Source organism: Pantoea sp. C1E2 (assembly GCF_056491465.1).
In genome coordinates this window covers 2714799-2734901 of the sequence record NZ_JBSZHT010000002.1, presented here as the reverse complement: position 1 = coordinate 2734901, position 20103 = coordinate 2714799, and the positions used below count along the sequence as shown (strand labels likewise).

Annotated in this window: 20 protein-coding genes; 13 read left to right on the top strand and 7 right to left on the bottom strand. The window is 55.3% G+C overall.

The genetic code is table 11. The annotated features are described in order from the left end of the window. Positions 1-15: 15 nt before the first annotated feature. The 3 genes from flhB to flhE are packed head-to-tail and all read left to right on the top strand — an operon-like array spanning position 16 to position 3654. Positions 16-1167 (top strand): flagellar biosynthesis protein FlhB, encoded by a 1152-nt coding sequence (gene flhB / locus ACXI0A_RS13165; protein ID WP_224931710.1) that lies wholly within the window; start codon positions 16-18, stop codon positions 1165-1167. Beyond that, the gene (flhA, locus tag ACXI0A_RS13160) at positions 1160-3247 is read left to right on the top strand and encodes a flagellar biosynthesis protein FlhA (protein WP_224931711.1); all 2088 of its coding nucleotides are present in this window, start codon (positions 1160-1162) and stop codon (positions 3245-3247) included. Before flhB ends, flhA begins: the two co-directional genes overlap by 8 nt. A 2-nt stretch (positions 3248-3249) precedes the next feature. Then, the gene (gene flhE, locus ACXI0A_RS13155; RefSeq protein ID WP_476148423.1) at positions 3250-3654 is read left to right on the top strand and encodes a flagellar protein FlhE; all 405 of its coding nucleotides are present in this window, start codon (positions 3250-3252) and stop codon (positions 3652-3654) included. 36 nt (positions 3655-3690) lie between these two features. Here flhE and argS read toward each other — a convergent pair whose 3' ends face one another. Together argS and ACXI0A_RS13145 are read right to left on the bottom strand one after the other, a co-directional pair. Next, on the bottom strand, positions 3691-5421 hold the full coding sequence (gene argS, locus ACXI0A_RS13150; protein ID WP_476148425.1) for an arginine--tRNA ligase: 1731 nt from the start codon (positions 5419-5421) through the stop codon (positions 3691-3693). 168 nt (positions 5422-5589) lie between these two features. Next, positions 5590-5712 (bottom strand): hypothetical protein, encoded by a 123-nt coding sequence (locus ACXI0A_RS13145; RefSeq protein WP_007889544.1) that lies wholly within the window; start codon positions 5710-5712, stop codon positions 5590-5592. A 319-nt stretch (positions 5713-6031) separates the two neighbouring features. Between ACXI0A_RS13145 and ACXI0A_RS13140 the strand changes: the two genes are divergently transcribed. Continuing rightward, a complete protein-coding gene (locus ACXI0A_RS13140) occupies positions 6032-6586 on the top strand; it encodes a VOC family protein (RefSeq protein ID WP_476148427.1) in 555 nt (184 codons plus the stop codon). Here ACXI0A_RS13140 and ACXI0A_RS13135 read toward each other — a convergent pair. Then, the gene (locus tag ACXI0A_RS13135; RefSeq protein ID WP_476148429.1) at positions 6583-7722 is read right to left on the bottom strand and encodes a PatB family C-S lyase; all 1140 of its coding nucleotides are present in this window, start codon (positions 7720-7722) and stop codon (positions 6583-6585) included. The two genes, ACXI0A_RS13140 and ACXI0A_RS13135, sit on opposite strands and share 4 nt — an antisense overlap. 85 nt (positions 7723-7807) lie before the next feature. On the opposite strand from ACXI0A_RS13135, the gene cutC reads away from it, so the two are divergent. After that, on the top strand, positions 7808-8560 hold the full coding sequence (gene cutC, locus ACXI0A_RS13130) for a copper homeostasis protein CutC (RefSeq protein WP_476148431.1): 753 nt from the start codon (positions 7808-7810) through the stop codon (positions 8558-8560). Between the two features lie 169 nt (positions 8561-8729). Then, positions 8730-9590, top strand: a complete 861-nt coding sequence (locus ACXI0A_RS13125; RefSeq protein WP_476148433.1) for a hypothetical protein — start codon at positions 8730-8732, stop codon at positions 9588-9590. A 41-nt stretch (positions 9591-9631) separates the two neighbouring features. Here the strand turns inward: ACXI0A_RS13125 and ACXI0A_RS13120 are convergent, their stop codons facing one another. Beyond that, positions 9632-10729 (bottom strand): glycerol dehydrogenase, encoded by a 1098-nt coding sequence (locus ACXI0A_RS13120; protein WP_224931718.1) that lies wholly within the window; start codon positions 10727-10729, stop codon positions 9632-9634. Between the two features lie 175 nt (positions 10730-10904). Between ACXI0A_RS13120 and ACXI0A_RS13115 the strand changes: the two genes are divergently transcribed. Continuing rightward, positions 10905-11525 (top strand): LysE family translocator, encoded by a 621-nt coding sequence (locus tag ACXI0A_RS13115; protein WP_097116851.1) that lies wholly within the window; start codon positions 10905-10907, stop codon positions 11523-11525. Positions 11526-11528: 3 nt separating this feature from the next. Here ACXI0A_RS13115 and cmoB read toward each other — a convergent pair whose 3' ends face one another. From cmoB to ACXI0A_RS13100, 3 genes are all read right to left on the bottom strand, one after another. Then, complete coding sequence (gene cmoB / locus ACXI0A_RS13110; RefSeq protein ID WP_476148435.1) at positions 11529-12497, bottom strand: tRNA 5-methoxyuridine(34)/uridine 5-oxyacetic acid(34) synthase CmoB; 969 nt, start codon at positions 12495-12497, stop codon at positions 11529-11531. After that, positions 12494-13222 (bottom strand): carboxy-S-adenosyl-L-methionine synthase CmoA, encoded by a 729-nt coding sequence (gene cmoA, locus ACXI0A_RS13105; protein ID WP_224931721.1) that lies wholly within the window; start codon positions 13220-13222, stop codon positions 12494-12496. The genes cmoB and cmoA overlap by 4 nt, the downstream gene beginning before the upstream one ends. Positions 13223-13299: 77 nt before the next feature. Further along, positions 13300-14121, bottom strand: a complete 822-nt coding sequence (locus tag ACXI0A_RS13100; protein WP_476148437.1) for a DUF72 domain-containing protein — start codon at positions 14119-14121, stop codon at positions 13300-13302. A gap of 233 nt (positions 14122-14354) precedes the next feature. Between ACXI0A_RS13100 and aspS the strand changes: the two genes are divergently transcribed. The 6 genes from aspS to ruvB all read left to right on the top strand — a co-directional run bounded on the left by aspS (position 14355) and on the right by ruvB (position 20035). Beyond that, entirely contained in the window at positions 14355-16136 is a 1782-nt protein-coding gene (gene aspS / locus ACXI0A_RS13095) for an aspartate--tRNA ligase (protein WP_476148439.1), read from the top strand. Beyond that, positions 16136-16567 carry a dihydroneopterin triphosphate diphosphatase gene (nudB, locus tag ACXI0A_RS13090; RefSeq protein WP_476148441.1) on the top strand — a complete coding sequence of 144 codons (432 nt, stop codon included), beginning with the start codon at positions 16136-16138 and terminating at the stop codon, positions 16565-16567. The genes aspS and nudB overlap by 1 nt, the downstream gene beginning before the upstream one ends. Positions 16568-16892: 325 nt before the next feature. Further along, positions 16893-17636, top strand: a complete 744-nt coding sequence (locus ACXI0A_RS13085) for a YebC/PmpR family DNA-binding transcriptional regulator (protein ID WP_224931725.1) — start codon at positions 16893-16895, stop codon at positions 17634-17636. A 37-nt stretch (positions 17637-17673) separates the two neighbouring features. Further along, positions 17674-18201: a crossover junction endodeoxyribonuclease RuvC gene (gene ruvC / locus ACXI0A_RS13080; protein ID WP_224931726.1), complete on the top strand. Its 528-nt coding sequence runs from the start codon at positions 17674-17676 to the stop codon at positions 18199-18201. Between the two features lie 206 nt (positions 18202-18407). Further along, complete coding sequence (gene ruvA / locus ACXI0A_RS13075; RefSeq protein ID WP_224931727.1) at positions 18408-19022, top strand: Holliday junction branch migration protein RuvA; 615 nt, start codon at positions 18408-18410, stop codon at positions 19020-19022. 8 nt (positions 19023-19030) lie between these two features. Beyond that, positions 19031-20035 (top strand): Holliday junction branch migration DNA helicase RuvB, encoded by a 1005-nt coding sequence (gene ruvB, locus ACXI0A_RS13070; RefSeq protein ID WP_224931728.1) that lies wholly within the window; start codon positions 19031-19033, stop codon positions 20033-20035. The last annotated feature ends 68 nt before the right edge of the window (positions 20036-20103 follow it).

Here is a 20103-nt window from a genome sequence, read left to right as displayed (position 1 = left end):
CAGCTGAGGTATGTCGTGGCTGAAGAGAGCGACGAGGACAAAACAGAATCGCCCACGGCGCACCGACTAGAGAAGGCGCGAGAAGAGGGGCAGATTCCGCGATCGCGCGAGCTGACATCGGTACTGATGCTGCTGGCGGGCTTGCTGATCCTGTGGCTGGGCGGCGAACTGATGGCTGAAAGGCTGGCCAGCATGTTGGCCACCGGTTTTCGCTTTGATCATGCCATGGTGACCGATGACAAGATGATCATCGCCCACATCAGCAATCTGATTGGTCAGGCGGTGATGGCGCTGCTGCCGCTGATGGCGGGTCTGGTGATTGTGGCGATTGCCGCGCCCATGCTGCTCGGTGGAATCAACATCAGCGGCAAATCCATCAAGCTGGATTTCACCAAGCTCAATCCGCTGAGCGGCCTGAAGCGCATGGTGTCATCTCAAACCTGGGCAGAACTGCTAAAAGCCATTTTGAAGGCGGTGCTGGTGGGGCTGGTGGGCGGCTGGTACATCTGGTCGCACTGGCAGGAGATGCTGCGGTTAATCAGTGAATCACCGGTCAATGCGCTCCACCATGGTTTAACCATGATCGCCATTAGCTGTGCGTTGATCATGCTGGGCCTGGTGCCGATGGTGGGTTTCGACGTGTTCTGGCAGCTCTACAGCCACTTCAAAAAGCTGAAAATGTCGCGTCAGGAAATTCGTGACGAGCACAAGCAAAACGAAGGTGACCCGCACGTCAAAGGGCGTATTCGTCAGGCCATGCGTGCGGCGGCACGTCGTCGCATGATGGCGGATGTGCCCAAAGCCGACGTGATCGTCACCAACCCGACGCACTACTCGGTGGCGCTGAAGTATCAGGAAGGCAAGATGAGCGCGCCAAAGGTGATTGCGAAAGGGGCCGGCGATATTGCACTGAAAATTCGTGAGCTGGCAAAAGAGCATCGCATACCGATTTTAGAAGCACCGCCATTGGCGCGCGCACTGTATCGACATACGGAAATTGGTCAGTTCATCCCCGGCGCGCTGTATGCGGCGGTGGCGGAAGTACTGGCATGGGTATGGCAGCTGCGACGCTGGAAGCGTGAAGGCGGCCTGATCCCAACCAAACCAAAACAGCTGCCGGTTCCGGCAGACATGGACTTTGCAGGAGAGAACAGAAACGATGGCTAATATGGCCGAAAAGCTGCGTTTACCGGGCAACTTTAAAGACACGCAGTGGAAGGTGCTGGCTGGGCCGATACTGATCATGTTGATCCTGTCGATGATGGTGCTGCCGCTGCCGGCCTTCATTCTCGACCTGTTGTTCACCTTTAACATTGCTTTGTCGATCATGGTGTTGCTGGTGGCGATGTTCACCCAGCGTACGCTGGAATTTGCCGCCTTCCCGACCATTCTGCTGTTCTCTACATTGCTGCGCCTGGCGCTGAACGTTGCCTCAACCCGTATCATCCTGCTGGAAGGGCATACGGGTGCCGATGCCGCCGGACGCGTGGTCGAAGCTTTTGGCCACTTCCTGGTGGGTGGTAACTTCGCCATCGGTATCGTGGTGTTCATCATCCTCGTTATCATCAACTTTATGGTTATCACCAAAGGTGCCGGACGTATCGCCGAAGTGGGCGCGCGTTTTGTGCTGGATGGGATGCCCGGTAAGCAGATGGCAATCGATGCTGACCTTAACGCCGGTTTAATCGGCGAAGAGGAAGCCAAGCGTCGTCGTACCGAAGTGACCCAGGAAGCTGACTTCTACGGCTCAATGGACGGTGCGAGTAAGTTTGTGCGTGGTGACGCCATCGCCGGTATTTTGATCATGGTGATCAACGTCATCGGCGGTCTGCTGGTGGGCGTGGTGCAGCACGGTATGGATCTGGGGCACGCAGGTGAAACCTATACGCTGCTGACCATCGGTGACGGTTTGGTGGCACAGATCCCGGCGCTGGTGATCTCCACCGCAGCGGGCGTCATCGTGACGCGCGTTGGCACCGATCAGGATGTGGGCGATCAGATGGTCTCCCAGCTGTTCAGCAACCCACGCGTATTGATGTTGAGCGGCGGTGTTATTGGTCTGCTCGGCCTGGTGCCGGGGATGCCGAACTTTGTGTTCCTGCTGTTTACCGCAGGCCTGCTGGGCCTCGCCTGGTGGCTGCGCGGCCGGGAAATGAAACCGAAGACAAGCGCTGAACCTACCAGTCTGACCAAAACGCAGGAGACGCCCGCCACGGTGGAAGCTTCGTGGAAAGACGTGCAGCTGGAAGATTCACTGGGGCTGGAAGTCGGTTATCGCCTGATTCCGATGGTCGATCATCTGCAAAACGGTGAGCTGCTGGGTCGCATCCGCAGTATCCGTAAAAAAGTTGCACAGGAGGTGGGCTTCCTGCCGCCTGTGGTGCATATCCGCGACAATATGGATCTACCGCCAGCGCGTTACCGCATCCTGATGAAGGGCGTGGAAATTGGCAGCGGTGATGCCTACCCAGGACGCTGGATGGCGATTAACCCAGGCACCGCAGCCGGTTCGCTGCCGGGGGAACCGACCGTTGATCCTGCCTTCGGTTTAGCAGCCATCTGGATCGATAGTGCGTTGAAAGAGCAGGCACAGATTCAGGGCTTCACCGTGGTGGAAGCCAGTACCGTGGTGGCGACACATCTCAACCATCTGATCGGTCAATACGCCAGCGAGCTGTTTGGTCGTCAGGAAGCGCAGCAGCTACTGGACCGCGTGACCCAGGAGATGCCGAAGCTGACCGAAGATCTGGTGCCGGGCGTCATCACCCTGACCACGCTGCATAAAGTGCTGCAGAACCTGCTGATTGAGCGTGTGTCGATTCGCGATATGCGCACCATCATTGAAACGCTGGCGGAACATGCGCCGGTGCAAACCGATCCACAAGAGCTGACCAGCGTGGTGCGTGTAGCGTTGGGCCGCGCGATTACCCAGCAGTGGTTCCCGGGTAACGGTGAAGTGCAGGTGATTGGGCTGGATGCCACCTTAGAGCGCCTGCTGCTGCAAGCCTTGCAGGGCGGCGGCGGTCTGGAGCCAGGTCTGGCAGATCGCTTACTGGTACAGACGCAGGGCGCACTGCAACAGCAAGAGATGACCGGTGCACCACCGGTGTTGCTGGTAAACCATCCGCTGCGTGCGTTGCTGGCGCGCTTCCTGCGCCGCAATCTGCCGCAGCTGGTGGTGCTGTCGAATATGGAGCTGACCGACAATCGCCAGATCCGTATGACCGCCACCATTGGAGGTAAGTAACCATGCGTCGCTGGTGCTGGGCATTAATGATGTTACCGATGATGGCGCTGCCCCTGAGTGTTGATGCGGCAGGATCCTGGAATGACAGTGCCAGCGGTCCGAGCCTCGGCGCGCGCGGCAACTGGCACACGACGCCCGCGTTAAAAGCCCCGTCGCCTGCCGTGGGTGCTATCACGGTGGTGAACTGGCGTTATCAGCTGAGCCGTCCCGCTCCGTCAGGATTGATCGTGCGCTTATGTGCGACGCAGCGTTGCGTGGAGATTGAAGGCGGCAGTGGTTCAACACGTAGCCTGGCGAATATCCCGGCTGACGAGACGTTGCATCTGGCGTTTGGTTTTCAGGGGAAGGGCGCGTTACCGCCGGGATTACGGGTGGTGAGCAGTGAAGTGACGGTGAATTACCAATAGCCAATAAAAAACCCGCCGAGGCGGGTTTTTTTGTTATTACATACGCTCGACGGTTTTGATACCCAGCGTATCCAAACCTTGTTTCAGCGTTTTAGCGGTCAGTGCCGCCAGCTGCAGACGGCTGTTACGCACCTGCTCGTCCTCAGCGGAGAGAATTGGGCAGTGCTCGTAGAAGCCAGAGAACAGGCCAGCCAGATCGTACAGGTAAGCACACATCACATGTGGCGTACCGTCACGTGCAACCTGGGTGATCACTTCTTCAAACTGCAGCAGGCGGGTCGCTAACTGCGCTTCACGCTCTTCCGTCAGCACGATGTCACCGCTCAGGCTCTCGGCATCAATGCCGGCTTTACGGAACACCGACAGCACGCGCGTGTAGGCATACTGCATGTAAGGCGCAGTGTTGCCTTCAAACGCCAGCATGTTATCCCAGTCGAAGATGTAATCGGTGGTGCGGCTTTTTGACAGATCGGCATATTTCACGGCGCCGATACCGACAACTTCCGCCAGATCTTTCAGCTCTTGCGCTGACATTTCCGGGTTCTTCTCGCTGACCAGCGCATGCGCTCGCTCAACGGCTTCATCCAGCAGATCGGCCAGCTTAATGGTGCCGCCGCTACGGGTTTTGAATGGACGGCCATCTTTGCCCAGCATCATGCCAAAGGCGTGGTGCTCAAGTGGCACAGACTCCGGCACGTAACCGGCTTTGCGCACGATGGTCCATGCCTGTTGCAAATGCTGATGCTGACGTGAATCGATGTAGTACAGCACGCGGTCGGCTTTCAACGTCTCATAGCGATATTTCGCACAGGCGATGTCGGTAGTGGTGTAGAGATAGCCGCCATCCTTTTTCTGGATGATCACGCCCATCGCTTCGCCTTCCTTGTTTTTGAATTCATCAAGGAATACTACGGTCGCGCCCTCGCTGGTCACGGCCAGGCCTTTTTCACGCAGGTCGCTCACGATGCCAGGCAGCATATCGTTATACAGGCTCTCACCCATCACGTCTTTGCGCGTCAGCGTTACGTTCAGGCGGTCATAGACTTCCTGATTCTGGCTCATGGTGATATCGACCAGCTTCTTCCACATCGCGCGGCAATACTCATCGCCACCCTGGAGTTTCACCACGTAACCACGGGCGCGTTCGGCGAAGGCTTCGTCCGCGTCATAGGTGACTTTGGCTTCACGGTAGAACTCTTCCAGGTCAGCCAGCGCGATGTCTTCGTGATGCTCGTTCTGCTGCTTTTCCAGATAGGCAATCAGCATACCGAACTGCGTACCCCAATCACCGACGTGGTTAGCGCGAATCACGTTATGGCCGAGGAATTCCAGCGTACGTACCGCAGCATCACCGATGATGGTGGAGCGGACGTGACCAACGTGCATCTGCTTCGCCACGTTGGGCGCCGAGTAATCGATCACGATAGTCTGCGGTTCGAGGCTGCTGACGCCAAGGCGCGGCAACTGCAGGGCCTGCGCGGTTTGTGCAGCCAGCCACTGGCGATCGAGGAAAATATTGATGAAGCCGGGTCCGGCGATTTCGACTTTGCTGGCGATGCCGGCGAGATCCAGATGCTGAATCACCTGTTCAGCCAGCTGGCGCGGTGCCTGACCAAGCTTTTTCGCTACAGCCATGATACCGTTCGCCTGATAATCGCCGAACTGCACTTTAGCCGACTGACGAACCTGAGGTTCACAATCCGCTGGCGCACCCGCCGCTACCATTGCCTGACCGACTTTATCGGATAGAAGAGCCTGAATATTCACCGCGTTACCTTCATATGCTGAAAAGGCCCGCCACGGGCGGCGAGCCGATGCCTTCATCCCGCAACAGCGCGGCGGGACGGAAAAATAAGAGGGGAAGTATACGTGAAATGTTAAAGTGCGTCAGCTTTTAGCATGCGCAATGGTGGGTAAGAGCAACCCGCGCGCCGATTAACGGCGACGCGGGTGACGACGAGGATTTTTAACGCTTTTGTCTTCACGCACCTTCCAGTGGCGGGAAATTGCAAATCCCATCAATGCAATCAGGACCGCGACAACAATGAGCATAGACATAGAGCCATTCCTTGTAGTTGTGAAACACAAATTTATAAGAAAGGGTATCAGGCTGCAATTGTTTGCAACTGAAATAAGATTTATCTCATTGTATTAATTATCGTTAATAATAACAGGGGTTTAACCCACTTTCATAAAGTAACCTCTGGCCCTGATTGGGGGATTAATCCTAATTAGAGGGGGTGTTTAGGCGGTTTTAGGCGCTTTCTGAGGCTTAATCGGAGGAATCCGACAATTTTGTCAAGCGTAATCCGCGGCTGACCCACGAATTTATTGATTAAAATAACTGAACTGATATCGACGATTATGGAGTTAAAGGATGCATTTTCCTTCGGAATTGAGTGATTTAGAAAAAGACCTATCTCGCTTTGAGCAGGCTTTGCAGCAATTTGCTGAACGATTAGGGCTGGAATGGGCAGAACATGAGGTTGACCATATTGCCGTTCGTTGCCATCAGTTCGCCACGGCCGAACGCTGGAAAGCGGGTTTACAGCAAATTGGGCAGCTGTTTTCCGAGGCCATGATCAATGGACGGCCCATTTGCTTATTCAAACTGCATCAGCCGCTGAACCTCGCCGGCAGCCAGGTCGATGTGATTGAGTTACCCTGGCCGGGTGAGAAATTGTATCGCCATGAAGGTTGGGAACATGTGGAAATTGTCTTGCGCGGTGAGCCAGAAACCCTGGGCATGCGCGCGATGGCGCTGCTCTCCGACCAGGCGTTGACACAGCCAGGCATCTCCTTCAAAACCAGCGCGCCGAAAGGGGAAAATGAGCGTTTGCCCAACCCGACACTGGCGGTGACGGACGGGCAAACCACCATCAAGTTTCATCCATGGCGCCTGGAAGAGATTGTCGCCAGTGAACAAGGCTAACGTCGTGCGATGACCGCGCTGTGCAATCGGCTCACCGCCTGTTCCAGCAGGGCGCGCGTACAGCCGAAGTTAAAGCGCACAAAGTTGTCATCGCCGAAATCGCGGCCGGGTGAAAAACCGAGGCCGTGTTTCTCAAAATAGAGAGCGGGACTGGCTACATCCAGCTGGCTGGCGTCTATCCAACCGAGATAGGTGGCTTCCGGCGAGTTCATCTGCAGTTCGGGAAGCGCATTGACTTGCGCCACCAGCCAGTCGCGATTCTCTCGCAGGTAATGGATTTGCGCCTCCAGCCACGCATCACCATCACGCCAGGCCGCTTCTGCTGCCACTAACGCCAGGATATCGACCCCAGGCACAATGCCTTCGCGCACCTGCTTAAAACGTTTGCGTAACTCAGGATTGGGAATAATCGCCATCGAGGCGCCCAGACCGGCAATGTTGAAGGTTTTCGACGGTGATATCAGCGTAATGCTGCGCTGTGCTGCATCATCACTTAATGCAGCAAAGGGAATATGGTGTGCATCCGGCGACAGAATCAAATCACAGTGAATTTCGTCAGAACAAACGATTAAATCGTGTTGCTGAGCAAAAGCCAGTTGCGCTTCCAGCTCCTCACGGCGATAGACGGTGCCGCCGGGGTTCTGCGGGTTACACAACATCAGCAGGCGTTCATTACTCTGCAGCGCATCCGTTTCGAGATCGACGACCCAGCGGTCCTTCTGTAAACGCAGCGGCAAATTGACCTGCTCGCGCTCGGCCAGCTTCGAGGCAGCGCGAAATGGCGGATAAATTGGCGTCGGCGCCACCGTGCGCTGGCCGGCTTCAGTAAAAGCCCGGACCGAAAGATTGAGGCCGCTGACAACGCCAGGCAGCATGACGATCCATTCCGGTTGAATATGCCAGTGGTAGCGCTGCGCCAGGCGGGAAACAGTGATATCAATCAATCCCGTGGGCGTGCCGCCATAGCCGAAAACACCGTGCTCAACGCGTTTTTTAATGGCCTCAATAATGCAGTTTGGCGAGCGAAAATCCGTATCTGCAACCCATAATGGCAGCACATCGCGATCACCATATTTGTGCCATTTCAAACTATCGCTGTGACGACGGTCTATCCATTGATCAAAATCGAATGCCATAGTGAGGTTTCCACGTAAACTGTCCCATTAAGCAGACTAACTTAAGCCATCCTCCCGAGCCAGAAGTCATGAAAAGGAGCAAGGTATGACGAAACTGGAAATTTGTTGTTACGGCATCGACTGTGCAATGACTGCACAGCAGTCCGGTGCCGATCGCGTGGAATTGTGCAGTGCCCCACGTGAAGGCGGGCTGACGCCGTCGGCTGGCGTGCTGGAAGCCGCCCAACGTGAACTCTCTATCCCGGTTCACCCGATTGTTCGCCCCCGTGGCGGCGATTTTTGTTACACCGCACAGGAATTTGAGGTGATGAAATCCGATGTCGCGCTGATGCGTGAGTTGGGTTTCCCTGGCGTGGTGATAGGCATGCTGGATGAAGATGCCCACGTTGATATCACACGGATGCGGCAGATTATGGCGCTGTGCGATGGCATGGCGGTGACTTTTCATCGCGCGTTTGATTTGTGCCACAGCCCCAAACGCGCGCTGGATATGTTGTCAGATTTAGGTGTCGCCCGTATTTTGACCTCCGGTCAGCAGCAAAGCGCGGAGACCGGAATTGCATTGTTACGGGAACTAAATGAAGTCAGTACGGGTCCAATCATTATGGCCGGTGCGGGTGTACGCTTGAGCAATTTGCAGAAATTTATCGATAGTGGTCTGCAGGAAGTACACAGCTCCGCCAGCCGACTTGTTGCTTCGCCGATGCGCTACCGTAAAGCCGGTGTCTCCATGTGCTCCGAAGCAGAAGTCGATGAATTTAGCCGAACTTGTGTCGACGGCGATGTGGTCGAAGCGATGAAAAGTATGCTGGAAATGACCGCTGTTCGTGTCGCCTGAGTTCGCACTCCTTTTGCCGCGCAGCACGCCAAAACTCTGACGTGATGTTTGCAAGTACCAAACCCCAGTGAATTTTGCTGGGGTTCTTTTTGTCTGCCGTATAGCCGTTGATAGCGCATTGTTAAAAAAGATGCTTTGATTACTCTATGGCTTAGCGCGGATAACATTCATGAAATCCTACTCTTGTGCTGTTTTAGTGCTGTTGTTCCCCTTGTCTGGTTCAGCGCTGGCGGTGAGCACTGCCTGTCCGCCTATGAGCAAAAATATTACCAGCAGCAACAACTGGATCATGCTGGGTGGTGATGCCAAAGGCGCGGTACGCCAGGTGGTGGCGGGGGAATTCGGTAAAGATGTTGATTCGCAAAAACGCGTGCTGGGACAGTTCGATCAGTGCGGGGATCTGATGGTTGCCGACATCACGTATGACAAGAACGAAGGCAACGTGGTGCTGACTATGGAACAGCACATCGCCCGCGTGCAGCGTGGTTGGGTGGCGGAGTATGCCTATCTGGTCAAAGTGGTGAGAGCGGGCAAAGAGGAAGTGGTGGATAACCGTCAGGGCACCATCAGCTGGCAAATTGGTCAGCATGGCAACATCATCAGCTCTTCCGACAAATTCACCAGCATGGGGAAAGATGGCTTTACCGATACCACTTACCGCTATGACAAACATTTTCGCCTGGAGAAGAGCGTCGCGCGCGGCAGTGATGTGATGACTAACGGCGAGAGCAGCTGGCGCTGGAATCCACAAGGATTAGTGACTTCATCATCGAGCGCACGCGGCAAAGATACCTACAGTTACGATAAACAGTGGCGGGAGTTAAGACTTAACGGCTTCGCCACCACGCCGGTAAGTACTTTGAGTTCAGTTGATGAGTGTCAGTTATGGGATGAGGTCGGTAACTGCACGCTGAGTTACCTGCATGAAACCGAGGTGTTTGCCAAAGGCACCATCGAGCGGCACCTGAGTTCTGCGTACAAATATCAGTACTGGGATCGCCCGCCTGCTGTAGCGGATGACGGGGAGTAAACGCGGTTGATCCGGGCGCACCGCGGTGCGCCCAACCTCTTTTACTGCACAGTTCTACTAAAGGCATCCACCGCCACAATCGCGTTGGCAATGTCTTCTGGCGACAGGTTCGGGTTAAGGTTTTTCAATGTGTCCCCCTCGCTGTTCGCCAGCGCCCCGACGCGCAGCAGATTCTCCCAGGATTCGTTCTCCAAATGCAGCTCTTTCAACGTGGTCGGCATTTTGATGGAACGGTAGAAGCGGATATAACGCGCAATCTCCTCATCCGGACGTTGTTCGAGCACCATTTGCGTCAGCGTGCCGTAAGCGACTTTCTCGCCGTGCGTCAGATGATGGATATCGCCATCAATCGCGGTAAAGCCATTATGAATGGCGTGCGCGCCAGCCAATCCGGCATTCTCAAAGCCAAGACCTGAAAGTAGGGTATTCGCTTCCACCACCGCTTCCACGGCTGGCGTCACGCGTTTTTCACTCACCGCGGTGTACGCACTGTAACCCCAGGTCAGTAATGTCTCTTCACAGGCGCGCGCAATCGCGGTGCCTGCAATGGTGGGATCGCCATTGACCATCGATTTTGCATGCGAGCGCAGCACGGCCTGAGCCTCAACCCAGGTTGCCAGACCATCGGCAATGCCTGAGGCGAACAAACGTGCTGGCGCACCTGCGCAAACAGCGGTATCCACCAGCACCAGATCCGGGTTTTTGCTGTAGAAGCGATAGCTTTCGAATACGCCGCTGTCGGAATAGATCACGGACAAGGCGCTGCAGGGCGCATCGGTTGAGGCCACGGTCGGCACGATGGCGACCGGTTGCTTAAGCTCATCCGCAATGGCTTTCACCGTGTCCAGCGTTTTACCACCACCAAGTCCCACCACCACGTTACTGCCTTGCGCTTTAGCCAGTTGCGTTAAGCGATTGATCTCGTTGCTGGAGGCTTCACCGTTAAACTGCTGCCAGCTGAACTCAATGCCCGCCGCTTTTAACGTTTTCTGCGTGCGTTCACCGATCAGCTTCCAGACGATGTCATCGGCGACGAGAAACGCATGCTGACCCAACTCGGCCACATAGGTTCCCAGTTCATCCAGCACACCGGCACCCTGAACATATTTACGCGGAGAAGAAAAAATGAATTTACTCATAGCGACAACTCCTTGATGTGAGAAAAGCCGTTGCCGATAAAGTGACACAGATAAATGACGGAGATTTAACCATTACTGGCAAGTTGAGAATTATTATCAATTGATGACGGAAGGTAACTATCGTCAGGATGTTGCAGCAAGGTTAAGATAGCGGCGAATTGACAGGGAGCTTGCCATGACACTGATTTTCTCTTTTCTTTTTGCCATTACGATTCTAACGTTAACGCCAGGCTTCGATACCGCGCTGGTGCTACGATCCGCAGCCGCACAGGGCTGGAAACGGGCATCAGCCACAGCATTGGGCGTCACCATGGGTTGTCTGGTGTGGGGCGTTGCGGTGGGGCTGGGTCTCGGCGCGCTGCTGCTGGCTTCTGAAATGGCCTATAACCTGCTGAAGTGGGTCGGCGCAGCATATTTGTTGTATCTCGGGGTCAAACTGCTACTGAACCCCCGCACTCAGGCGGAAGAGAGCCAGAGTGTGCAAGGCAAAGAGCAGAGCTATTTCGCCTGCTTCTCGCGAGGATTATTCGGCAATCTGCTAAATCCAAAAGTCGGCGTGTTTTATGTCACGTTCCTGCCACAGTTTATCCCGGCTGGTGCGTCAGTGGCGCTGTGGTGTACCTTGATGGCGTTAACCCACATGCTGATTGGTCTGGTATGGAATGCGGTGTTGATTGGCGGCAGCCAGTATTTTGCGGCGCATCTGCGTCGTCCGACGGTGCTGAAAGTGATGGATCGTTTAACCGGCTGCGTGTTTATTGGTTTCGCCGCGAAGCTGGCGCTGTCGCGGCGTTAAGTATTACGGCTTACGTGCCACCAGTACCGCGCGCAGCGGTGCTGGATAACCTTCAATGGTTTTGCTGCTGTCGTTAGGATCAAGGAATTCAGCCAGCGATTCGCTGGTCATCCAGGAGGTACGGCGCTGCTCATCCGTGGACGTTACTGCATAATCCGCAATGCGCACATCGACAAAACCGCACTTCTCCAGCCAGCCCTTCAACGCGGCAGCAGACGGAATAAAGTAGACGTTGCGCATTTGCGCATAACGTTCACCCGGCACCAGTACGGTGTTCTCATCGCCTTCCACCACCAGCGTTTCCAGCACCAGTTCGCCATCACTCACCAACTGGTTTTTCAGCTGCAGCAGATGATCAAGCGGCGAACGGCGGTGATACAACACACCCATGGAAAACACGGTATCGAATGCTTGTAATGCCGGCAGCTGTTCGATGCCGAGCGGCAGCAGATGCGCGCGGCGATCGTCGCCCAGCAGCTTACGCACCGCTTCGAACTGGCACAGGAACAGCTGCATTGGATCGATGCCGACCACCAGCTTTGCGCCCGCGCCAATCATGCGCCACATGTGATAACCGCTACCGCAACCGACATCCAGCACCGTGCGATGGGTCAACGGCGAGATATGCGGCAGTACGCGATCCCACTTCCAGTCCGAGCGCCATTCAGTATCAATCTCGGTGCCGTAAAGCGAATAGGGACCTTTGCGCCATGGCATCAGGTTACGCAGCAGGTTTTCAATGCCGAGGCGTTGGCGATCGGTGAGATCGTCAGCCGTGGCCGTGACGCTGTTGACCAGGTCCAGCGTTTGCGGGTTCAGCAGCGGCAGGTAATCCACCGCTTTTTCCCAGTCGCGGAATTTACCGTGCAGATTTTCGCGCTGCCAGGCTGCCACTTGTGCGGGTAAAACTTCCAGCCAGCTCGCCAACGGGCCAGTGGCGATTTGCTGATAAAAACGGCCAAAATCAATCATTTCAACGCTACCAAAGAACCAAAGTTAAAGCACTGGAACCACAATTCCGCGTGGGCAAATCCGGCGGTTTTCAACCGCGCCTTGTGCGCTTCTACGCTGTCGGTGAGCATGACGTTTTCCAGCATGCTGCGTTTCTGGCTGATTTCCAGTTCGCTATAACCGTTGGCGCGCTTGAAGTCGTGATGCATGTTGAACAGCAGTTCGCCGACTTCGCCATCTTCGAAGCTGAATTTTTCTGACAACACCAGCGCACCGCCAGGGTTCAAACCTTTGGCGATCTTTTTCAGCAATTCCAGACGCGCAGGGGGCTCAAGGAATTGCAGGGTAAAGTTCAGCACCACCATTGAAGCGTTCTCAATGTGGATGTCCTGAATATCCGCTTCGATCACCTGCACCGGCGTATCCGCGCGGAAGGCATCAATATGGCGGCGGCAGCGTTCCACCATCGCGGGTGAATTGTCCACGGCAATAATCTGGCAGCCCGGCACATGGATATTGCGGCGGACAGAGAGCGTAGCCGCGCCCAGTGAGCAGCCGAGATCGTAAACCTGGCTGTTAGGCTGTACAAAGCGTTCTGCCAGCATGCCAATCATCGAAATGATGTTGGAATAACCCGGCACCGAGCGCTGAATCATATCGGGAAAGACTTCAGCCACGCGCTCGTCAAAGGTCCAGTCACCCAACTTATCGATGGGTGCGGAAAATAGCGTATCGCGGTCAGACATAATGAAAAGTCCGGAGAGAGGAATCGGAAAGGGCGCTATTCTGTCAGAAAGTCCCGCAGGCTGCACCCGCTTTGAGTTTAGAACAGGCTGGATTGTTGCGGCCAGTCGGGCAGATTGCGCAGCGAAGGCTCAAGTTGCAGCAACTGAGGCCACAGCGCCTGCAGTAAGGGAAACACCTCGCCCATATCCGGCGTATGGATGAACAGCATCGGATCGCTATCTGCCTGCCACTCCGCCAGTTTGTTTTGCCACGGCTGAAACAGCGGCACGCTCTCTTCCACGCTGTCGCTGCCGATAAAGCGCACCATCGGTTGCGAACCGCTGCGCACGGCATGCGGTGGCACGCGTGGTTTTTTTGCACGGGCATCCACGGCGGCGGCGGTTTGCGAAGTCGAGGCGTGGACGGGACGGCTGTCGAGGATCACCCGATTGACACCGCGCTCCAGCAAACCGCGATTGAAGGCGCGCTCAGCCTCGCATTTGGCAAAAAACTGTTCGTGACGGACTTCCACGCCGTAGCTAAATCCACGCGGCAGGCTATCGAGGAACAGCCACAAGTCTTTCAATTGTGCGGGTGAAAAGGTCGCTGGCAGTTGCAGCCAATACTGGCCGATGCGCTGGCTTAACGGATCGAGTAAGCGGAAGAATTCATTCAGCAGTTCATCGCAGTTCCGTAATGCGGCGGTATGACTGATGCTTTTGGGAAATTTAAAGCAGAAGCGGAAGTCATCGTGTGTCATGTCACGCCAGCGCATCACGACTTCCGGGGAGGGCAGTGCATACAGCGTAGTGTTGCCTTCGACGCAGTCAAACAACTGGGCATAATCCGCCAGCGTTTCCAGGCCATACTGCTTCCAGCGGGGATGCTGCCATTGCGGTAATCCAATGCGAAGTGTCAAGCGAGGCTCCTGAATCCTTTTGCAGGCGGGAATGTGTCGGGTAATGTACCCTGTTTTGATGTTGGCAGGAAAAACCGCGCGATAAACCACAATGTTTTGTCCGCTTTGATCTGGCTCTACTTATCCTGCCTGGGTTTTTCCATTATAATAGCCGCCTTTTTTGCGACAGCATCTCATAAGGTTACGCGGCCTGATGTTGTCTGGCAGCAGCGGCGAAGTTAAAAGGATACGTTATGCGTACAGAATATTGCGGACAGCTCAATCTGTCTCACGTGGGTCAGCAAGTCACTCTCTGCGGTTGGGTTAACCGCCGTCGCGATCTGGGCAGCCTGATTTTTATCGATATGCGCGACCGTGAAGGTATCGCTCAGGTATTCTTCGACGCCGATCATCAGGACGCTTTCCAGCTGGCCTCTGAACTGCGTAACGAATTCTGCATCCAGATCACCGGCACCGTGCGTGCGCGCGATGAGAAGAACCGCAACAGTGATATGGCCACCGGCGACATCGAAGTGTTTGCCCACGCGCTGAACATTATCAACCGTGCTGAACCGCTGCCGTTGGACTCTAATCAGGTCAACAGCGAAGAAGCGCGTCTGACCTATCGCTATCTGGACCTGCGCCGTCCGGAAATGGCACAGCGTCTGAAAACCCGTGCGAAAATCACCAGCTTCGTGCGTCGCTTTATGGATAACGAAGGTTTCCTCGATATCGAAACCCCGATGCTGACCAAAGCCACGCCAGAAGGTGCGCGTGACTATCTGTTGCCAAGCCGTGTACATAAAGGCAAATTCTACGCACTGCCGCAGTCACCTCAGCTGTTCAAACAGCTGCTGATGATGTCCGGTTTTGACCGCTACTATCAGATCGTAAAATGCTTCCGTGATGAAGACTTACGTGCTGACCGCCAGCCAGAATTCACCCAGATCGACGTTGAAACCTCTTTCATGACCGCCGAGCAGGTGCGTGAAAAGATGGAGCGTTTGATCCGGGAACTGTGGGTCGACGTGAAAGGCGTGGACCTCGGTGACTTCCCGCAGATGACCTTTGCCGAAGCGATGAGCCGCTACGGTTCGGATAAGCCGGACCTGCGTAACCCGATGGAGTTGGTCGATGTCGCTGACCTGCTGCAGAACGTGGAGTTCCAGGTGTTCGCTGGCCCGGCTAACGATCCGAAAGGTCGTGTTGCCGCACTGCGTGTGCCAGGCGGCGCGGCGCTGACGCGTAAGCAGATTGATGAGTACACCAAATTTGTCGAGATCTATGGCGCCAAAGGTCTGGCGTGGATGAAGATCAACGAACGTGCGAAAGGTTTTGAAGGGGTTCAGAGCCCGGTGGCTAAGTTCCTGACGCCAGAAATTGTCGAAGCGATTCTGAACCGCACCACGGCACAAGATGGCGATCTGATCTTCTTTGGTGCTGACCGTGCCAAAATCGTCACAGATGCGCTGGGTGCACTGCGTCTGAAAGTGGGCCGCGACCTGAAAATTACCGATGAGAACATGTGGGCGCCGCTGTGGGTAGTGGACTTCCCAATGTTTGAAGCGGATGAAGAGGGCGGCCTGGCAGCGATGCACCACCCGTTTACCTCACCGAAAGAGCTGACCGCAGAACAGCTGGCAGTTGATCCCACGCAGGCGGTTGCCAATGCCTACGATATGGTGATCAACGGTTACGAAGTGGGCGGCGGTTCCGTGCGTATCCACAACGGTAAAATGCAGCAGACCGTGTTTAGCATTCTCGGTATTACCGAAGAAGAGCAGCGTGAGAAATTTGGCTTCCTGCTCGACGCGCTGAAATACGGTACACCACCGCACGCGGGCCTGGCATTTGGTCTGGATCGTCTGACGATGTTGCTGACCGGCACCGACAACATCCGTGATGTTATCGCGTTCCCGAAAACCACCGCAGCGGCGTGCCTGATGACCGAAGCACCGAGTGAAGCCAACCCGGCGGCACTGCTGGATCTCGGTATTCTGGTCGCACCGAAGAAAGAAAAGTCAGAGAACAAGTAATGGGCTATAAACATCCGGTTTCAGTGCTGGTGGTTATTTTTGCGCGAGATACTGGCCGGGTGTTAATGCTGCAGCGACGGGATGATGAAAGCTTCTGGCAATCCGTGACCGGCAGCCTCGAAGCGGGTGAGAGCCCGCGTCAGGCAGCAGAACGTGAGGTGTCAGAAGAGCTGGGTATCGACGTTGCGGGCGAACAGCTGGTGCTGGATGATTGCCACAAACACATTGAGTTTGAAATCTTTCCGCACTATCGCCATCGCTACGCACCCGGTACCACGCACAACCGTGAACACTGGTTCCGGCTGGCACTCCCGCAAGAGCGCGACCTGCTGCTCACCGAGCATCTGGCCGCGCGCTGGCTCGAGCCCATCGCTGCCGCAACCCTGACGAAGTCCTGGAGTAACCGCCAGGCAATCGAAGAATTTACCTGAATGCCCGCCGCCGCGCGTTTTTCCGGCGACGATTAAGGTAGATTCCACGAATTCGACGAAGCGAATTTCCTTCGTGTTTAAATCCGGTGCCAGACATTCATCTCGCACCGCTAAAATTGAACAGACGGGCGTAATCGGCACAGATTTTCAGTTCTACGCCGCCCAATATTGAACAGTCGGGCGTAATCGGCGCAGCGAGGTCGGTTACCGCCAGCGCGCAGCAACCGGAGCGTACTTTTGTACGTGAGGATTGCGAGCACTGCCGGGAGCCGAGATCGCCAGTAAGATAGCCCGTGCAATATACAAGATCGGAGAAATACTCAAGATGGCTGGACACAGTAAGTGGGCAAACACCAAGCACCGCAAAGCGGCGCAGGATGCTAAGCGCGGCAAAATCTTCACCAAAATCATTCGTGAGCTGGTGACCGCAGCGAAACTGGGTGGCGGCGATGCCAACTCCAACCCGCGTCTGCGTGCTGCAATGGACAAAGCCCTGTCCAACAACATGACCCGTGACACCATGAACCGTGCGATTGCACGCGGCGTGGGCGGCGAAGATGATTCCAACATGGAAACCATCATCTATGAAGGTTACGGTCCTGGCGGCTCAGCGGTGATGATCGAGTGTCTGAGTGACAACCGTAACCGTACCGTGGGCGAAGTGCGTCACGCCTTCACCAAAACCGGTGGCAACCTGGGTACCGACGGCTCCGTTTCTTACCTGTTCAGCAAGAAGGGCGTGATCTCTTATGCTCCAGGTCAGGATGAAGATGCTGTAATGGAAGCGGCGTTGGAAGCCGGTGCTGAAGACGTGGTGAGCTACGACGACGGTGCGATTGATGTGTTTACCGCGTGGGAAGAGATGGGCGCCGTGCGTGATGCACTGGAAGCCGGTGGTCTGAAAGCGGATACCGCTGAAGTTGCCATGATCCCATCAACCAAAGCGGAAATGGATGCGGAAACTGCACCGAAACTGCTGCGTCTGATCGACATGCTGGAAGACTGCGACGATGTGCAGGAGGTTTACCACAACGGTGAAATTTCTGATGAGGTCGCGGAAACGCTGTAATGGCGTTTTCCATTAACCCGACAACCGGAGGCGCGTAGTGGCGATCATTCTCGGGATTGACCCCGGTTCGCGCGTCACCGGTTACGGTGTGATTCGTCAGGTTGGCCGCCAGCTCACTTATCTGGGCAGCGGCTGTATCCGCACCAGCGTTACCGATCTGCCTTCCCGCCTCAAATTGATCTACGCCGGGGTGACTGAAATCATCACCCAATTCTCGCCAGACTATTTTGCTATTGAGCAGGTATTTATGGCGAAGAATGCCGACTCTGCATTGAAGCTAGGTCAGGCGCGTGGTGCCGCAATTGTGGCGGCGGTGAACCTCGATTTGCCGGTGTTTGAATATGCCGCGCGTCAGGTCAAACAAACGGTAACCGGCACCGGTGGGGCAGAGAAAAGTCAGGTGCAGCATATGGTGCGTACTTTGCTGAAACTGCCCGCTAACCCGCAAGCCGATGCCGCCGATGCACTGGCGATCGCCATTACCCACTGTCATTTGAGCCAGAATACGGCACGATTGAGTGACACTAAGCTGGTGATGACGCGTGGACGATTGCGGTCTGGTTGATGAAAACCAAACATTGAAGGCTGGATATTGATCCAGCCTTTTTTATGATATAAATACCCGTCATATTTTCACTGACTGATGCATTGGCCGCCCTTGTTCACCCGAATCACTGACATATGTGAGCTGATTGGGATTCGTGCGCGCGCCACTCTATCGTCAGCGGAGATCTATTCGGTGTTGATAGAATTACATAAGGAACTGCTCAGGTGATTGGTCGCTTACGAGGCAATATTCTGGAAAAACAGCCGCCGCTGGTGTTAATTGAGGCGAACGGTGTCGGTTATGAAGTGCACATGCCAATGACCTGCTTCTACGAGCTGCCGGAGATCAATCAGGAAGCGATTATCTTTACCCAGTTTGTGGTGCGTGAAGATGCGCAGCTGCTGTTTGGCTTCAATAACAAGCAAGAGCGTGCGCTGTTTCGTGAACTGGTGAAAGTGAATGGTGTGGGTCCAAAACTGGCGCTGGCGATCCTTTCTGGCATGTCCGCACAGCAGTTTGTCACCGCCGTCGAGCGAGAAGAGATCGTGTCATTGATCAAACTGCCTGGCGTGGGTAAGAAAACCGCAGAACGTCTGGTTGTGGAGATGAAAGACCGCTTCAAAGGCATGCACGGCGATCTGTTTGGCAGCGACTCGACCTTTACGCTGACCACGCCGTCTGAAGCGCCAGCAGCGAATGACGCTGAAGCTGAAGCGGTTGCTGCGCTGGTGGCTCTGGGCTATAAACCGGCAGAAGCCAGCCGCATGATCAGTAAAGTTGGCAAACCTGATGCGGACTGCGAAACCCTGATCCGTGAAGCTCTGCGCGCAGCTATTTGAGGTAATGCATGATTGAAGCCGATCGCCTGGTCTCGGGCGGCTCTATTATCGAAGAAGAGAGCCTCGACCGTGCCATTCGTCCTAAGCTCCTGGCGGAATATGTCGGTCAGCCGCAGGTGCGTGAGCAGATGGAGATATTCATCAAAGCGGCGCAACTGCGTGGCGATGCGCTGGATCATCTGCTGATTTTCGGCCCGCCGGGGTTAGGCAAAACCACGCTGGCTAACATTGTGGCGAATGAGATGGGCGTGAATTTGCGAACCACCTCGGGCCCGGTGCTGGAGAAGGCGGGCGATCTGGCCGCGATGCTGACCAACCTTGAACCTCACGACGTGCTGTTTATCGATGAGATTCACCGTCTGTCACCGGTGGTGGAAGAGGTGCTGTATCCGGCGATGGAAGACTATCAGCTGGATATCATGATTGGCGAAGGCCCAGCGGCGCGCTCGATTAAACTCGATTTGCCGCCGTTCACCTTGATTGGTGCCACCACCCGCGCGGGTTCACTGACATCGCCACTGCGCGATCGCTTCGGTATCGTGCAGCGTCTTGAGTTTTACAACGTACCGGATCTGCAACACATCGTCAGCCGCAGCGCAGCGTGCTTAGGTTTGGCGTTGAGTGAAGAGGGTGCGTTAGAAGTCGCGCGCCGTGCTCGTGGTACGCCACGTATCGCCAACCGTCTATTGCGTCGTGTACGCGATTACGCCGAAGTCCGTGCTAATGGCGTGATGAGTGGTGAAGTCTCTGCCAGCGCGCTGGATATGCTCAACGTCGATAATCAGGGTTTCGATTATATGGACCGCAAGTTGCTGCTGGCGATCATCGACAAGTTTTCTGGTGGTCCGGTGGGTCTGGATAACCTGGCGGCAGCGATTGGTGAAGAGCGGGAAACCATCGAAGATGTGATTGAACCCTTCCTGATTCAGCAGGGATTCATTCAGCGTACGCCGCGCGGCCGTATGGCCACGCAGCATGCTTATAAGCACTTCGGCATCAGCCGCGAAGAGTAATCCAGCGTTACGCCATCCTATGTTCGGATGCGCAGTTTAGCGATGGGGTATTCGCTAAGGGGCCATTG

Bases quoted from the DNA above. Each gene is read 5' to 3' on its own strand.
- flhA (WP_224931711.1), top strand. From the start codon at position 1,160: ATGGCTAATATGGCCGAAAAGCTGCGTTTACCGGGCAACTTTAAAGAC.
- flhE (WP_476148423.1), top strand. From the start codon at position 3,250: ATGCGTCGCTGGTGCTGGGCATTAATGATGTTACCGATGATGGCGCTG.
- ACXI0A_RS13145 (WP_007889544.1), bottom strand. From the start codon at position 5,712: ATGTCTATGCTCATTGTTGTCGCGGTCCTGATTGCATTGATGGGATTT.
- ACXI0A_RS13140 (WP_476148427.1), top strand. From the start codon at position 6,032: ATGCATTTTCCTTCGGAATTGAGTGATTTAGAAAAAGACCTATCTCGC.
- ACXI0A_RS13135 (WP_476148429.1), bottom strand. From the start codon at position 7,722: ATGGCATTCGATTTTGATCAATGGATAGACCGTCGTCACAGCGATAGT.
- cutC (WP_476148431.1), top strand. From the start codon at position 7,808: ATGACGAAACTGGAAATTTGTTGTTACGGCATCGACTGTGCAATGACT.
- ACXI0A_RS13125 (WP_476148433.1), top strand. From the start codon at position 8,730: ATGAAATCCTACTCTTGTGCTGTTTTAGTGCTGTTGTTCCCCTTGTCT.
- ACXI0A_RS13120 (WP_224931718.1), bottom strand. From the start codon at position 10,729: ATGAGTAAATTCATTTTTTCTTCTCCGCGTAAATATGTTCAGGGTGCC.
- ACXI0A_RS13115 (WP_097116851.1), top strand. From the start codon at position 10,905: ATGACACTGATTTTCTCTTTTCTTTTTGCCATTACGATTCTAACGTTA.
- cmoB (WP_476148435.1), bottom strand. From the start codon at position 12,497: ATGATTGATTTTGGCCGTTTTTATCAGCAAATCGCCACTGGCCCGTTG.
- cmoA (WP_224931721.1), bottom strand. From the start codon at position 13,222: ATGTCTGACCGCGATACGCTATTTTCCGCACCCATCGATAAGTTGGGT.
- aspS (WP_476148439.1), top strand. From the start codon at position 14,355: ATGCGTACAGAATATTGCGGACAGCTCAATCTGTCTCACGTGGGTCAG.
- nudB (WP_476148441.1), top strand. From the start codon at position 16,136: ATGGGCTATAAACATCCGGTTTCAGTGCTGGTGGTTATTTTTGCGCGA.
- ACXI0A_RS13085 (WP_224931725.1), top strand. From the start codon at position 16,893: ATGGCTGGACACAGTAAGTGGGCAAACACCAAGCACCGCAAAGCGGCG.
- ruvB (WP_224931728.1), top strand. From the start codon at position 19,031: ATGATTGAAGCCGATCGCCTGGTCTCGGGCGGCTCTATTATCGAAGAA.